Source organism: Acidipila rosea, from assembly GCF_004339725.1.
Lineage (GTDB): Bacteria > Acidobacteriota > Terriglobia > Terriglobales > Acidobacteriaceae > Acidipila > Acidipila rosea.
This window is the reverse complement of sequence record NZ_SMGK01000002.1, coordinates 774,158-788,898: the sequence shown is the minus strand read 5'-3', so window position 1 is coordinate 788,898 and position 14,741 is coordinate 774,158. Positions and strand designations below refer to the sequence as shown.

The window sequence follows — 14,741 nt, the reverse complement described above, 5'->3', positions numbered from 1 at the left end:
CCAAGGATAAAGCAGGCTGCAAGGGTTGGGAACAGGCTGTGGGCTAGGTGGCGACGGCGAGCTCCTCTTCGAGGAGCTGCTTCTGGTAGAGGCTGGCGTAGTAGCCGTTGAGGGCGAGGAGTTCATCGTGGGCGCCAAGCTCGGCGATGCGGCCGTGGACGAGGACGGCGATCTGATCGGCGGCGCGGACGGTGGAGATGCGGTGCGAGATGAGGATGGTGGTGCGGCCCTGCATGATGCGGCGCAGCTCCTCAAGAATGCGCTCCTCGGTATAGGTATCGACGCTGGCCAGCGAATCGTCGAGGATGAGGATGCGCGGGTCGCGGAGGATGGCGCGGGCGATGGCGGAGCGTTGCTTCTGGCCGCCGGAGAGGGTGACACCGCGCTCGCCGACCATGGTATCGAAGCCCTTGGGAAACTCCTCGATCTCCCTGCGGATGTGGGCTGCCTCAGCGGCGGCGAAGATCTCTTCGTCGGTCGCATGGGGAACGCCGAAGGCGATGTTGCCGCGGATGCTCTCGCTGAAGAGGAAGGTCTCCTGCGGCACGAATCCGATGTTGCTGCGAAGGGTGGCTAGGGGATAGTCACGGACGGGGCGGCCGTCGATGAGGAGGCTGCCTGGGGGCGCGTCGTAAAGGCGCGGGATGAGCGAGACGAGCGAGGACTTGCCTGCTCCGGTAGGGCCGACGAGGGCGAGGCTGGTGCCGGCCGGGATACGCAGCGAGATGCCGTGAAGAACCTCAGCGGGGTCGCCCGATGCGGCGGGGCCTGATGCAGTTGGGTCTGCGACGACGGGGTAAGAAAAGTGCAGGTCGCGGAACTCGATCTCGCCGCGAAGGGCGGTGTCGGGGCTGACGGTGGCGTCGCGGTCGTCGATGGCTGGCTTGTCGGTGAGCAGCTCGTTGATTCGGGTGACGGACGCGGTGCCGCGCTCAAAGAGATTGACGACCCAGCCGAGAGCGATGACCGGCCAGGTGAGCAGCAGCATGTAGGTGTTGAAGGCTACGAAGTCGCCCACGCTGATGCGGTGAGTGAGCACCTGATGGCCGCCGACGAGCAGGGTGATGGCCATGGCGAGGCCGAGGATGAATTCAAGAGTGGGCCAGAGCATGCCCATGAGCTGCACGAGGTGCAGGCCGCGGCGGATGTATTCACGATTGGACTTCTCGAAGGCCTCGATCTGGGCCTCTTCCTGGGCGAAGGCGCGGACGAGGCGCGCGCCGGAGAAGTTCTCCTGCGCCTGGGCGGAGATGTCGGAGAACATGGCCTGGATGCGTTCGAAGCGCTGATGAATTCTGCCGCCCATGGCCTGCACGAGGATGCTGGCGAGGGGCAGGGGCGCGAGCGCGACGAGGGTGAGAAACGGGCTGATGCGAAGCAGGAAGTAAAGCGCGCCAACGGAGAAGAGGATGGTGTTGGCGCTGTACATGATGGCCGGGCCGAGCAGCATGCGGACGGCGTTTAGGTCGTTGGTCATGCGCGCCATGATGTCGCCGGTGCGGTGCTGCTGATAGTACTCAGGCGGCTGCTGTTCCAGGCGCTTGAAGAGATCGTTGCGCATGTCGAACTCGATCTCGCGGGAGATGCCGATGATGATCCATCGCGTGAGAAAGAGAAAGACGCCCTTGGCGGCGGAGACGGCAACGATCAGGCCGGCGTAGTAGAGGATCTTCTGGCGGGTGACGCCGTGGTTGAGATCGTCGATGGCGATGCGGATGATCTGCGGAAAGAAGATCCAGATGACATTGGTGAGCACGGCTGCGAGGCCACCCCAGAGGAAGCTGCGCCGGTAGCGGTGCAGATAGGGATAGAGAGGTTTCAGCCGTGAGAACATGTGGCTATTTTACTGGAGGCGGCGGGAGAGCGGCGTTTCCCGTTCAGGCCAGGGCGGGTGAGGCAGCCTGGTGTGGCTGCCGTGGCCGAAAGCGTCAGTTTCGCAGGCTGTCGATGGCGCGGGTGAGGGCGGCGGAGAGCTCGGACTCTTCGGCCTCGTTGAGCTTGCGGTGTTCGGTGGTGAGGTAGAAGACGTCGATGGCTACTTCGCCTTCAGTGTCGATGAGGGCGGTCTCGAGGTTGCAGCGGCAGGCGGCGAAGGTCTTGGCTATCTCACGCAGGAGGCCTGGGGTGTCCTGGGCGACGACCTGAACCAGCGAGCTGTGGCTGGAGGCGGTGTCGTCGAAGTCGATGCGGGTAGCGGTCTCGACCTTGGCGAGGCCGCGGCGGCGGCTGTGGCTGCGTCCGCTGAGCAGCTTTTCAATGGAGCTCCTGCCGGAGATGACGTTGCGGATGCTCTCCAGAAAACGGTTGACCTCGGTCGGGTTCAGTTCAAGGGTCTGGAAGGGATCGGTGAACTGGAAGGTATCGACGATGATGCCGGCGGCGTTGGAGAAGGCGTCGGCCTTGACGATGTTCATGCCCCAGGCGGAGAGGACGCCTGCCATGTCGGCAAAGAGAAGCGGGCGGTCGCGGGTGATGAGAATGACTTCACAGAGCTGGCGCACGGTGCGGAAGCTGAGCTGGACCGGCTCCTGATCGAGGGCGAGCACCATCTGGAAGTGGTTGCGGACCTGCTCGGGGAGACGGGTCTGGAGATAGCGCTGGGGAAGGCCCTCAAGGAAGACGCGCAGCTGCTGGTTGTGATCGGGAACGACGGCGAGGATGCGGTTGAGGAGGGTGGGATCTTCGTCGGCGTGGTAGCGGGCCTCGTCAACGCTGCGGTCGAGGAAGTTGGAGGTGGTGATGTAGAGCTGCCAGAGATTCTCCGCCTTCCAGGGCGTGAGGGCATCGGGCGCGACGGCCTTGATGTCGGCATAGGTCATCAGGGTCAGCATCTTGAGCTGGTTCTGCGAGCCGACGCGGGCGGCGAAGTTGCGGATGGTCTCAGTGGCGAAGATGTCGCGGCGGAGGGCGGCGGACATCTCCAGGTGATTGCGGATGAGGCGGCGGACGGTGTCGCGCTCCTCGATGTCGAACTCAAGGCGCGCGAAGAGACTCTCACTGAGCTCGACGCTGAGACCGGCGTGGTCGCCGGTGCGGCGGCCCTTGCCGGTGTCATGCATGAGGAGCGCGAGGAAGAAGAGCTCGCGGCGGTCGATCTCAGGCAGCAGGGTGGAGAAGCGCTTCTCCCACTCGTGATGCGGCTGGCGCAGGGCGTGGATGTTGTCGATGACGAGGAAGGTGTGTTCGTCAACGGTGTAGCGGTGATAGGCGTCGCGGATGACGAGGGAGTCGATGCCGTGGAACTCGGGGATGAGCAGCTCGAGAATGCCGAGCGCATGCATCATGCGCAGGGCCTGGGCCGCGTAAGGGCCGAGGAGGATATCGCGGAGACAGTTCCACAGAAATGGCCCCTCGGGCATGTGGATGGCGAGGACGGGGAGCGCGTCGGAGATGCGGTCTTCCGCGTTCTGACTGAGCTTGTAGCCATGCGCGGCGATGAGGACGAAGATGCGCAGGATGGCGTCAGGATCGTTGACCTCGGAGGATTCGTCGAGCGAGAGGCGGCCGTTTTCAAGGAAGAAGTCGGTGCCTGCGACGGGAGTGCGCTTGCGGCGGAACTGCTTGTAGAACGAGCGGCGGGCGGGCGGCAGATCGTCCATGAGGAGCAGGACGCGGCGGGAGACGGTGCGCGCGTGGCGATAGTAGGTGCGCATCCAGTAGGCCGGGTCGGCGGTGCCGCGGGTCTCGAGGCCGATGCTCTGCGCGGCGGCTTCATCCTGCGCGTGCCAGTCGAGCGTATTGTCATCGCGGCCGCAGCGGTAGTGCAGAAAACATCGTGCGGAGGCGAGAAAGTCGAAGGCCGACTCAAGATCGTTGTGGACGGTGTAGAAGGAGTTGGTGACGGGCTTCGGCCAGTTCTTCTCCGCCTGGAGCGCGTTGAGCAGGGTGAGCCACTGGGCGACGTGGTAGTCGCGCAGGCCGCCGGGGCACTCCTTGATGTTGGGCTCGAGGTGAAAGATGGTGTTGCCGTACTTGGAGTGGCGGGCACGGGCCAACTCGGCCATGTTCTGCGCGATGGTGTTCCACTCGCGGAGAGCGAGCGCGGGCAGGATGTCGGCCTCAAGCCTGCGGTAGAGAACGGCATCGCCGGCGACGAAGCGGCGGTCGAGCAGGGAGACGGTGAACTCGAGGTTGTCGCCGTCAACGTGGTCGCACTCCTTGAGGGTGCGAGTGGCGGGGCTGGCGCGGAGGCCGATGTCCCACATGGCCTGGGTGCAGCTGCGGATGACGCTGTGGTAGTCGCGCTCAACGCTGTCGCTGGCGCAGACGAAGAGGATGTCGACGTCAGAGAAGGGGTAGAGCTCACGGCGGCCGAAACCTCCGGTGGCGACCAGGGCGATGGGCGGAGGCTCAGGATGATCGGAGAGGCAGAGGCTCCAGAGATTGCGGAGAAGGCCTTCGACCAGAGAGGCCCTGCGGCGCAGAGAGGCGGCGCCGTCGCCGGTGCGCTCGAAGGTAGCGCGCAGCTCGGAGGTCTCCTGCTGATAGGTGTCCCGCAATCGAGAGAGGGAGAGTGGCTCAGGCGTCATAGCTGGTCAGAGTTCCCCTGTGGATTGACGAAAGAAACAAGCTGACCGGGGGTGGAAGCCGGTCAGCTCGGCTGGGTCTGGGCCGGCAGGCAGTGCCGGGAAAAAGGTCAGAGCGCCGAGGCGCCACGCTCATCGTTGCGGATGCGAATGGCCTCGTCGATCTTCGAGAGGAAGATCTTGCCGTCACCGATCTTGCCGGTGCGGGCGGAAGAGACGATGGCCTGGACGGCCTTTTCGACCAGTTCGTCGGGGACGACCATCTCAAGTTTGATTTTGGGAAGGAGATCGACCGTGTACTCGCGTCCACGGTAGAACTCGGTGTGACCCTTTTGACGGCCGTGGCCGCGCGCTTCGAGGATCGTCATGCCTTCGATGCCGACTTCGAGCAGCGCATCCTTCACTGCATCGAGTTTCGACGGTTGAATGACCGCTTCAATCTTCTGCATAAATATCAAAGTCTCCGGGTTGCCAGAGTATCAGGTTCAAAGTTTCAAGCGCCGTAATCATAGCCTTCTTCGCCATGCTGGGTGATGTCGAGGCCTTCCATTTCCTCCTCGCGGGTGACGCGCAGGCCGATGACGAGATCGACGATCTTGAGCAGGACGAGAGTGCCGACGATGGAGATGATCCAGGCGAGACCGATGCCGATGAACTGGTTGAGGACCTGGTGCCAGTTGCCATCGATTGCGCCGGAGGGCAGGGCGTTGCCGTGCGCATCCTTGAAGATGGGATTGATGGCGCTGGTGGCGAAGACGCCGGTGAGGATGGCTCCGAGGGTGCCGCCTGCTCCGTGGACGCCGAAGGCGTCGAGGGAGTCGTCATAGCCGAACCAGGACTTGACCTTGATGACCATGAAGTAGCAGAAGAGGCCGGCGATGAGGCCGATGACGATGGCCGACATGGGCTGGACGAATCCGGCAGCGGGAGTGATGGCGACGAGGCCGGCGACGGCGCCGGAGATGGCTCCGAGGGCGCTGGGCTTGCCGTTGCGGATCCACTCGGCAGCGCCCCAGCTGAGAGCGGCAGCGGCGGCGGCGAAGTGGGTGTTGACGAAGGCGCTGGTGGCGAGGGTTCCGGCGGCGAGAGCGCTGCCCGCGTTGAAGCCAAACCAGCCGACCCAGAGCATGCAGGCGCCGATGAAGCTGAGCACGACGGAATGCGGCGGCGTGGGCTCCTTGGGATAGCCGACGCGCTTGCCGAGGTAAATCGCGCAGACGAGGGCGGAGACGCCTGAGGTGACATGAACGACGGTCCCGCCGGCGAAGTCAAGCGTGGGGAAGCGGCCGCCGAGAGCGGCGTTGAGCAGGCCGCCCTTGCCCCAGACCATGTGCGCCATGGGCGAGTAGACGAAGATGGCCCAGAGGACGAGGAAGACGGCCATGGCGCTGAACTTCATGCGTTCGGCGAAGGCGCCGGTGATGAGCGCCGGAGTGATGATGGCGAACATGAGCTGGTAGACCATGAAGGTCTGCAGCGGGAGAGTCGCGGCGTAATCGGGATCGGGCGCGAGGCCGACTCCTCGCAGGAAGAGATGATGCAGGCCGCCGATGAAGCTGGTGCCGGAATCAAAGGCGAGGCTGTAGGTGACGAGCGCCCAGAGCACGGTGATGATGGCCATCATGGCGAAGCTCTGCATCATGACGGAGAGGACATTTTTGCGGCGGACGAGGCCACCGTAAAAGAGGGCCAGTCCGGGACCGGTCATCATCAACACGAGAGCGGCGCAGACCAGCATCCATGCATTGTCGGCAGACATTTGCGCGTTGGCGATCTGAGACTGGAGGCGGGCGAGCTGGGCAGCGGTGGAGGCGTCCTGCGCAAAGCACACAGGGGTACAGAGAATGCTCAAAGAAAACAATGCCAGAGAAAGCTTGGCGATACGAGGGCGCATAACACTCCGTGGATCGAAGTTGTGTGACCTGTACTGCGGCTGGGCCCGTAGACCCGTGGGGAACCCTGAAAAAACTTTTGTGAAAAAAGCCGAAAACCTGCGTTGAGGCGCGAGTGGTAGTGAACGTCCGGCCGGTTGCGTTGGAAATACTTTTACATACTTTTCGTAAATCACAAACAGGGAATTGTTCCTGGTGTGGTGGGAGAGGGCGACAGCAGGGAGTTCGAAGGGGTTTGACAGGAAGCAGGACGCTTCCCAACCGAGGGACGGGGCGTCAGAGGTATAGTAAAGACTATGAGTGAAGTAACGCGTGATCGCTACTTTTTTGGGAACCTGGAGAGCAGCGCCAAGAACCAGGAGAAGCTGCGCGAGGCAAGCTACGGCTATGAGCAGCCGGAAGGCGTCTTCCTGACGACGCTGGATTCGGCTGTGAACTGGGTTCGGAAGAATTCAATCTGGCCGATGACGTTCGGGCTGGCCTGCTGCGCGATCGAGATGATGTCGATGGGCGCTTCGCGCTTTGATGTGGCGCGATTCGGCATGGAAGTTTTTCGCCCGTCGCCCCGACAGTCAGACCTGATGGTAATCGCCGGAAGGGTATCTCAGAAGATGGCGCCGGTAATCCAGCGGCTCTACGAGCAGATGCCTGAGCCGAAGTGGGTCATCTCAATGGGGGCATGCGCGACCTCAGGTGGTGTATTCAACAACTATGCGCTGCTGCAGGGCGTCAACCAGATAATTCCGGTGGATGTATATGTGCCGGGTTGCCCGCCTCGTCCGGAGCAGCTGATTTATGCGTTAACCCTGTTGCAGGAAAAGATTCAGGGTGAGCGCGGAAGCTTGAAACGTGCTTTAAATCTGCAGTAGACTTAAGCCTATCAACAAGTTAAGGGCTTTCTTCGTCAAGGAGGCGAGCCCGTGACGGGAACGACCAAGGGCCCCAGTTGCGTTGGATGTTCTGTTGATGTGGAAGAGTGGTTTCTGTTGACTGACCGGGTGCCTGAGGGAAAGCTTTACAAATTCAGGCAACTCATTGAAGCAATTATGCTCTAAGCTTAACAGCGTGCGGTTTGTTAAATGCTCAGCTAGTTACTTCTAGATGTTCGATGGCCAGTTGGCCTAAAAGTTCTTCACCAGGTTGTGCCTGTTGTATGGCAAGACAATAGTTTTGATTTTTGAAATGGTTGCGGAGGATAGACGCATGCACTCAAGTTCGTTGCATTCTCTAGGCCGGATTCTGCTTGTTGGTGGTATCGTTGGGCTCAGCGCATCGAGTCTCATCGGGCAGACCCCGTCCTCGAAACCGGCTGCACCAAGTGGGCCGAACCCGTCACGTATCGACATCTTTGCTGGTTACTCATACCTTGCTCCTCACGGCACGGTAACCACGAACAACACCAATGTACCCGGCGGGGTTTTCAGCGACCGCTATGCGTCGATCAATGCCGGCGCGATCGGCAGCGTTGCTTACTACTTCAATAAGTATGTCGGCGGGCAGATCGAATATGCCAATCACCCGGATGGGAACAACGACGGGGCGCAGACGGCACAGGGCGGCATCATCTTCCGTTACCCGGTAACCGGCATGACCCCATTCATTCACGCCCTGGCGGGCGGTGTACGTCTGGGCGGACCGAATGCAGAGCCTTATGCTGCGCACGGTTACACCTGGGGTCCGGCGCTGACGGTCGGAGGCGGTCTGGATTATGACCTGCCGTTCTTCAACCACCACCTCGGTCTTCGCCTGTTTCAGGCAGACTACGAATATTTCCACGTGAACTATGGGCCGCAACCGTACACCGGTGGCCGCGCCAATGTTGAGAGTGCACGTCTGAGCACGGGTCTTGTGTATCACATGGGCAGCATCGTACCGCCGCCGCCAGTGCAGTACAGCTGCGCTGTGAACCCGACGACAGTTTTCCCGGGTGATCCGGTTACCGTTACCGGCACTGCCACCAACCTGAACCCGAAGAAACCGGCGACGTACAGCTGGAGCGGGCAGGGCGTGACGGTGAAGGGCGATTCGAACAGCGGCACCATCGACACCAGCAGCCTGCAGCCCGGCAGCTACACGGTTACCGGCCATGTTACCGAGGGCGCGAAGCCTGGCCAGTCGGCAGACTGCACCTCGAACTTCACGGTGAAGCAGTTTGAGCCGCCGACAGTAAGCTGCTCGGCGAGCCCGACGGACCTGAAGCCCGGCGACAGCGCAACGATCACTGCAACCGGCGTAAGCCCGCAGAATCGTCCGCTGACCTACAGCTACTCCGCTTCGGCTGGTTCTGTCAGCGGCACTGGCAACAGCGCCACCCTGACGACGACCGGTGCGCCATCCGGATCGATTACGGTCACCTGCAACGTCTCCGACGATAAGGGTCAGACCGCATCCTCCACAACCACGGTGAACGTGCAGGCTCCGCCGCCGCCGCCGGCTCCGAAGGTGCAGACTCTGTGCTCGATCAACTTCGAGCGCGACAAGCGCCGTCCGACCCGCGTCGACAACGAAGCGAAGGCCTGCCTCGATGACGTCGCCCTCAACGCACAGCGTCAGTCCGATGCTTCTGTAGTCGTGGTCGGCAACTCCGGCCCGTCTGAGAAGAACGGTTCCAAGCTGGCCGCGCAGCGCGCCGTCAATGCGAAGGAATACCTGGTCAAGGAAAAGGGCATTGATCCTTCACGGATCACGGCACGGACCGGCAACCAGGGAAGCAAGGAAGTCCAGGACTACCTTGTACCTTCGGGCGCCAACTTCGACAACGACGTGCAGGGAACCACTGCGGTCGACGAAGCGGCGATGAAGGCGCAGCCCCGCAAGGCAGCGCATCACCACAAGCACAAGAAGTCAGCAGCTGCCAAGAAGTAAACGGCAGCAGGGCAGGCTTCTCTTGAGCAACTGCAAGACGAAGAAGAAAGGGCTGGCCGATCGTGGCCAGCCCTTTCTCATGAAGGTAGAAGGCAAGCGTATGTTGACTGGAGAGCTCTGCAACTCTTCGGGATATGGATTGAACGTTTCTTGATTGGCACGGCCTTTGCAGAAGATCAATGCAGGATGACATCGAACTGGATATGAAACGAGCATGGTTCCCGGTACGTTTTGCAGCTTTTTTTGCACTCTGCCTCTTCACGGTTTCTGCCAACGCGGCGGCGCCGGCCAACTGGAAGTCGATCGGACCTGACGGCGGGGATGCGAGGAGTTTTGCCTCGGACCCGGCGAATGCGCAGCACCTCTATCTCGGCACCACGTCGAGCTGGATCTACCAGTCGCTGGATGGCGGGGCGAGCTGGAAACGGCTGGCGAAGATAGGGACGAGCGATGACCTGGTGATCGACAACATCGTGATCGACCGGCTCGACCATAAGACAATGATGGCCGGAGCATGGCTGCTGGATCGCCCGGACGGGGGTATCTACATCAGCCACGATGCGGGCGTGACGTGGACTGCTGTGCCGGGAATGCAGGGGCAGTCGGTACGGGCGCTGGCGCAGGCGCGTTCGAATGCAAAGGTGTACGTGGCCGGAACACTGAAGGGCGTGTATCGCAGCCAGGACGGCGGCCAGCACTGGTCGCAGATAAGCCCGCAGGGCAGCGGCGAGATTCGCGAAGTGGAGTCGATTGCGATCGATCCGGGAGATGCGAATACGATCTACGCGGGCACCTGGCACCTGCCGTGGAAGACCACGGACGGGGGCGCGAGCTGGCACAACATCAAGCAGGGCGTAATCGATGACTCGGATGTCTTCTCGATCATCATCGATCCGTCGCGGCCCACGGTGCTGTATGCCAGCGCCTGTTCGGGAATCTACAAGAGCGACACGGGTGGCGAGCTGTTCAGGAAGGTGCAGGGGATTCCCTCAACGGCGAGGCGAACGCGCGTCCTGATGCAGGATCCGACGAACCGGAAGGTGGTTTACGCGGGAACGACCGAAGGGCTCTACAAGACGGTCGATGACGGCGCGAACTGGGCACGGTTGACGGGACCGGATGTGATTATCAACGACGTCTACGTCGATCCCCGGAATCCGCAGCATGTGTTGCTGGCCACGGACCGCAGCGGAGTGCTGGCGAGCAACGATGCGGGGGCAAACTTTCAGGCGTCCAACAATGGCTTTTCGCAGCGGCAGATTTCATCGCTGCTGATGGACGCGAAAGCGAATGGCACGATCTATGCGGGCGTGGTGAATGACAAGCGCTATGGCGGGGTCTTCGTTAGCTCCGACAGCGGAAAAAGCTGGCAGCAGCGCAGCGACGGGCTGGACGGGCGAGATGTATTCAGCCTGGCGCAGAGCAGCGACGGAACGCTGCTGGCGGGCACGAGCCATGGCATCTACCGCTGGAGCGGAAGCGCGTGGCAGCAGGACGGCGACGTGGTTAACCATGTCGCGAAGATCAGCTACGTGAAGCGCAAAGGGCGGAAGACGAAGAGGACGTCAGAGGTCAATGTGCCGGGAGCGCGCATCGATGCGCGGATCAATCAGATTGAGGCGAATGGAGCCTCGTGGTTCGCGGCGACCTTGGATGGGATTTACCGCAGCGAGAATGCAGGGGCGACCTGGGAGGGCCCGATCTTCAAGGGGCAGGACTATCTCTTTGTGAATGCCAAGCAGAACATCGTCTTCGCGGCGCAGCGCAACAGCCTGATGCTGTCACAGAACGGCGGGGGCACGTGGCAGGTGGTCGCGATGCCGGGCAAGTTGACCTCAGTGCAGGCGCTGACGACCTCGCCGAGCGGAACGCTGTGGGTGGGTGGCCGTGAGGGCGTCTTCTTCAGCGGGGACCATGGGCGAAGCTGGCAGGGAATGCCGACGCTGCCGGTGGCCGATATCAACGGGCTGAGCTACGATGTCGCGATGAAGCGGGTGATTGTCACCTCAAGGCAGTCGACGCTGGTGTTTGCCGTGGACGACGCGGGCAAGAGCTGGAAGTGGTGGAACTCGGGATGGAAGATTCATACGGTTCGTTCGCTGAACGGGCGGTTCATTGCGGCCTCAAGCTACAACGGCGTGGTGCTGCAACCAGATTCAGAGGAACTAGCCTCAGCGCGGCCAGCGCGGTAGCGTGCAGCTGACCCTGCGGCCGTGCGCGAATGCTGACCTGGATGAGCTGTATCGCCTGGACCAGATCTGCTTCCAGCCGGGGATCGCTTATCCGCGATCGGAGCTGAGGTATTATCTGCAGCACCCAAGGTTCTTCTCCCTTGCCGCAGTGGATGAATCCGAGGGAAAGATTTACGGATTTGCCGTGGCAAAGTGCGGACCGCTGACCGGACATCTGATCACTATCGACGTCGACCCGGAGATGCGGCATCGCGGCGCAGGCACGCTGCTGCTGCAGGGGATTGAGCGCGAGCTGCGCCGGAGAGGCGCGGCAGCGGTCCGGCTGGAGGTGGCGGTCGATAACGAGGGCGCGCAGGCGTTCTATCGCCGGGCCGGATATACGCAGACGGGGCTGCTGCGTGGATACTACCTGGGCACGCTGGACGCGCTGGTGATGGAGAAAGCGATCGGCGCGGAGGACGGCGTCAGTGGCCGGTGACGCCGGCGACGGCCTTCTCAAGCTGGGAGCGCTTCTCCTCGGTGAGTGAGCCTGAGGATTTCCAGAGGACGCGGCCCGATTTGTCTACCAGGAGCACAACTGCTTCTTTCCTGTTCTCAATGCCGAGGGCGCGCAGAAACGGCTGCTGCTCAACATAAAGAGGAACGATCCACGGCCACATCTCGGGGTCGGTGACGTCGCTGCGCATGGAGCTGTTCTCCCACCAGCGATAGAGAACATTTTCGCGTGGAAAGACAGGCAGCTGGTAGTAGCGGACATTGAAATGAGTATGCTGCGCGGCTTCGGCGGCAGGCATCCAGGAGCTGACCTGGTTCTGCTGCTCCTGTTCAAAGGAGAGCAGCAGGATGTTGTACTGCCCGGCGAGACTAGTGGGAAGGTCAACGCGTGACTTGTCGAGCGCGTAGGAAGTGACTGCCGGAAAGACGGCAGCAGCGGGCGAATCGGCTTCCTGCGATCTGGCGAAGGCAGCGAAGATAGGCAGAAAACAGGCCAGTAGTACAGTCAGGAGTCTTTGGCTTAGTCGCAATCAGGGTTCCTGATGAGTCTCATGTCGAATAGTATCAGCGTCTTCTATGCACAAACGGGGAAAAGCGAATGTGTTGACGAGGTTTCATCAGTTTGTGGAATCTTAAGGCGGGCGGACAGTATCATAGAAGAGTGATGACAGAGCGCCATGCATTCCAGAATAACGATCCCCGGCTGAGCAACATTGCAGAAAAAGTAATGGCTCAGGAGCGCCTCAGCTTTGAAGACGGCGTAGTGCTGTACGGCTCGGCAGACGTGCTGGCGGTGGGATGGCTGGCGAACCATGTGCGCGAGCGGATGCATGGCGATCTCACCTACTTCAACGTGAACCGGCACATCAACCCGACCAATGTGTGCGTGGCGGCGTGCAGGCTGTGCGCCTTCGGGAAGAAGAAGGGCACGGAAGGCTCGTACACGATGGCGCTCGAAGAGGCGTGGGAGACGGCTGCCTCGGGGTATAGCGAAGCGGTAACGGAGTTTCACATCGTCGGAGGGCTGCACCCGGACCTGCCGTTTGAATATTTCCTCGATCTGGTGACGGGGCTGAAGGAGCGCTTTCCAAAGGTCCACATCAAGGCATTCACAATGGTCGAGGTTGCGTTCCTCGCCAAGCGCGCGAAGCTGTCGATCCGCGAGACGCTCGAAAAGATGAAAGAGGCGGGCGTAGATTCGATGCCGGGCGGCGGCGCGGAGATCTTTGCCGATCGCGTGCGGCACATCATCTGCGACCACAAGATCGACGGCGGCGAGTGGCTGGAGACGGCGAAGCTGGCGCACCAGATGGGGTTCCGCTCGAACGCGACGATGCTCTATGGGCACATCGAAAACGATGAGGACCGCGTGGATCACCTGCTGAAGCTGCGCGCGGTGCAGGACGAGACGGGTGGCTTCCAGACATTTATCCCGCTGGCCTTTCACCCGGACAACACGCCGCTGGACCATCTGCCGCGGACGACCGGGTTGACGGACCTGCGCCAGGTGGCGGTGAGCCGGCTGCTGCTGGATAACTTTGCGCATATCAAGGCTTACTGGCAGATGATGACGCCGAAGATTGCGCAGATAGCGCTGCGCTTTGGCGCGGACGACCTGGACGGTACGGTGATCGAAGAGAAGATCTATCACGACGCCGGGGCGACGACTCCGCAGGGGATGCGGCGCGAGGAGCTGACGAGGCTGATCCGCGCGGCCGGACGTGAGCCTGTGGAGCGGGATACGCTCTATCGGTCCGTGACGCGAACGGAAGACAGCTTCATGGTGGCTGTATAGGGTTCGATCCAAGGGCTGGCGGTCACCCGGCTGTTTGCCGTGGCCGGAGCTTTTCATAGACGAGCTTTGCGGCGGCTATATCCTCTACGGCGACGCCCACTGACTTGAAGACTACGGGGCGGTCTGTGCGCGGGAAGGTGGCTCCGTTCAAGAGTTCACCGAGTTCCGCGGTGACCGTGGCCCCGGACTGCAGGATGTCTCCCGGCTCCCGCAGGGCCGCTTCGCGCGATTCCACGATAACGGCGCCGCTCATTGCCTCATCATCCAGTTCCCGACGATCGGGCGTGACCGCGCCTACGGCGCAGACGACTGCGCCACTCTTTAACCAGCGGCCCGCGAGAACGGGCTCGGGCGAGCTGGTCAGCGTGAGCACGACATCGGCTCCGCGCACGGCTTCTTCTGCCGAGGGATAGGCCTGGGCCCCTGATTCGCCAGCGAAGCGCTGCGCATGGTCCGCGGTTCTGCTCCACACGCGGATCTCCTGAAAGCGGCGCACCCGCGCAAGAGCGGCAAGATGAGAGCGGGCCTGGACGCCGCTGCCGAGGATCGCGAGCACCTTTACGTGCGGCGTTGCCAGCGTATCCACGGCGAGGGCGGAAACGGCGGCGGTGCGCATCTCGGTGATGACGCGGCCATCGAGCACAGCGAGAGCTTCGCCGGTATCGGCTCGAAAGAGCTGGATCATCGCCTGGTGGGTGTGCATGTCGAGCGCGGCATTGCCGGGGTAGAAAGTCACCAGCTTTGCGCCCATGACGTCACCGTAGACAGCAGGCATGACGGCGAACCAGCCCTGATGCTGCGGGATACGCAGGACGGACCTCAGCGGCTGGATAACGCGGCCCGTAGAGAGATCCAGCAGGCACTGACGCAGGGCCGTGATCAGCTCCTCGTAAGAGAGCGCATCGCGCACCTGCTGAGCGCCAGCGAACAAGATGTCTTCGGCCAAGATAAGCCCTCGCTCTGAAAGTATTTTTCC

The 14,741-nt window shown here is 61.8% G+C and carries 11 protein-coding genes; 5 read left to right on the top strand and 6 right to left on the bottom strand.

Annotated elements, in window-relative coordinates; genetic code table 11:
* Positions 1-43: 43 nt before the first annotated feature.
* The 4 genes from C7378_RS08395 to C7378_RS08380 form a co-directional block, all read right to left on the bottom strand.
* Positions 44-1,834 carry an ABC transporter ATP-binding protein gene (locus tag C7378_RS08395; RefSeq protein WP_131994626.1) on the bottom strand — a complete coding sequence of 597 codons (1,791 nt, stop codon included), beginning with the start codon at positions 1,832-1,834 and terminating at the stop codon, positions 44-46.
* Between the two features lie 94 nt (positions 1,835-1,928).
* Positions 1,929-4,529, bottom strand: coding sequence for a [protein-PII] uridylyltransferase (gene glnD, locus C7378_RS08390; protein ID WP_131994623.1), 2,601 nt, complete (start codon positions 4,527-4,529; stop codon positions 1,929-1,931).
* Between the two features lie 107 nt (positions 4,530-4,636).
* Positions 4,637-4,975 carry a P-II family nitrogen regulator gene (locus C7378_RS08385; protein WP_131994620.1) on the bottom strand — a complete coding sequence of 113 codons (339 nt, stop codon included), beginning with the start codon at positions 4,973-4,975 and terminating at the stop codon, positions 4,637-4,639.
* Between the two features lie 44 nt (positions 4,976-5,019).
* Positions 5,020-6,420: an ammonium transporter gene (locus C7378_RS08380; protein ID WP_131994617.1), complete on the bottom strand. Its 1,401-nt coding sequence runs from the start codon at positions 6,418-6,420 to the stop codon at positions 5,020-5,022.
* Positions 6,421-6,714: 294 nt separating this feature from the next.
* Between C7378_RS08380 and C7378_RS08375 the strand changes: the two genes are divergently transcribed.
* From C7378_RS08375 to C7378_RS08360, 4 genes are all read left to right on the top strand, one after another.
* Positions 6,715-7,287 (top strand): NADH-quinone oxidoreductase subunit B, encoded by a 573-nt coding sequence (locus C7378_RS08375; RefSeq protein ID WP_243648139.1) that lies wholly within the window; start codon positions 6,715-6,717, stop codon positions 7,285-7,287.
* A gap of 334 nt (positions 7,288-7,621) precedes the next feature.
* Positions 7,622-9,283 (top strand): OmpA family protein, encoded by a 1,662-nt coding sequence (locus C7378_RS08370; protein WP_131994614.1) that lies wholly within the window; start codon positions 7,622-7,624, stop codon positions 9,281-9,283.
* 179 nt (positions 9,284-9,462) lie between these two features.
* Positions 9,463-11,475: a VPS10 domain-containing protein gene (locus C7378_RS08365; RefSeq protein WP_243648138.1), complete on the top strand. Its 2,013-nt coding sequence runs from the start codon at positions 9,463-9,465 to the stop codon at positions 11,473-11,475.
* Position 11,476: 1 nt separating this feature from the next.
* Complete coding sequence (locus tag C7378_RS08360) at positions 11,477-11,953, top strand: GNAT family N-acetyltransferase (protein ID WP_131994611.1); 477 nt, start codon at positions 11,477-11,479, stop codon at positions 11,951-11,953.
* Here the strand turns inward: C7378_RS08360 and C7378_RS08355 are convergent.
* On the bottom strand, positions 11,940-12,500 hold the full coding sequence (locus C7378_RS08355; protein ID WP_131994608.1) for a hypothetical protein: 561 nt from the start codon (positions 12,498-12,500) through the stop codon (positions 11,940-11,942). The two genes, C7378_RS08360 and C7378_RS08355, sit on opposite strands and share 14 nt — an antisense overlap.
* 134 nt (positions 12,501-12,634) lie before the next feature.
* Between C7378_RS08355 and mqnE the strand changes: the two genes are divergently transcribed.
* The gene (gene mqnE, locus C7378_RS08350) at positions 12,635-13,765 is read left to right on the top strand and encodes an aminofutalosine synthase MqnE (protein WP_131994605.1); all 1,131 of its coding nucleotides are present in this window, start codon (positions 12,635-12,637) and stop codon (positions 13,763-13,765) included.
* Positions 13,766-13,787: 22 nt separating this feature from the next.
* Here mqnE and C7378_RS08345 read toward each other — a convergent pair whose 3' ends face one another.
* On the bottom strand, positions 13,788-14,711 hold the full coding sequence (locus C7378_RS08345; RefSeq protein WP_207901382.1) for an ornithine cyclodeaminase family protein: 924 nt from the start codon (positions 14,709-14,711) through the stop codon (positions 13,788-13,790).
* Between the last annotated feature and the right edge of the window lie 30 nt (positions 14,712-14,741).

Excerpts from the sequence above, each read along its gene's own strand:
- C7378_RS08395 (WP_131994626.1), bottom strand. The coding sequence starts at position 1,834 with ATGTTCTCACGGCTGAAACCTCTCTATCCCTATCTGCACCGCTACCGG.
- glnD (WP_131994623.1), bottom strand. The coding sequence starts at position 4,529 with ATGACGCCTGAGCCACTCTCCCTCTCTCGATTGCGGGACACCTATCAG.
- C7378_RS08385 (WP_131994620.1), bottom strand. The coding sequence starts at position 4,975 with ATGCAGAAGATTGAAGCGGTCATTCAACCGTCGAAACTCGATGCAGTG.
- C7378_RS08380 (WP_131994617.1), bottom strand. The coding sequence starts at position 6,420 with ATGCGCCCTCGTATCGCCAAGCTTTCTCTGGCATTGTTTTCTTTGAGC.
- C7378_RS08375 (WP_243648139.1), top strand. The coding sequence starts at position 6,715 with ATGAGTGAAGTAACGCGTGATCGCTACTTTTTTGGGAACCTGGAGAGC.
- C7378_RS08370 (WP_131994614.1), top strand. The coding sequence starts at position 7,622 with ATGCACTCAAGTTCGTTGCATTCTCTAGGCCGGATTCTGCTTGTTGGT.
- C7378_RS08365 (WP_243648138.1), top strand. The coding sequence starts at position 9,463 with ATGCAGGATGACATCGAACTGGATATGAAACGAGCATGGTTCCCGGTA.
- mqnE (WP_131994605.1), top strand. The coding sequence starts at position 12,635 with ATGACAGAGCGCCATGCATTCCAGAATAACGATCCCCGGCTGAGCAAC.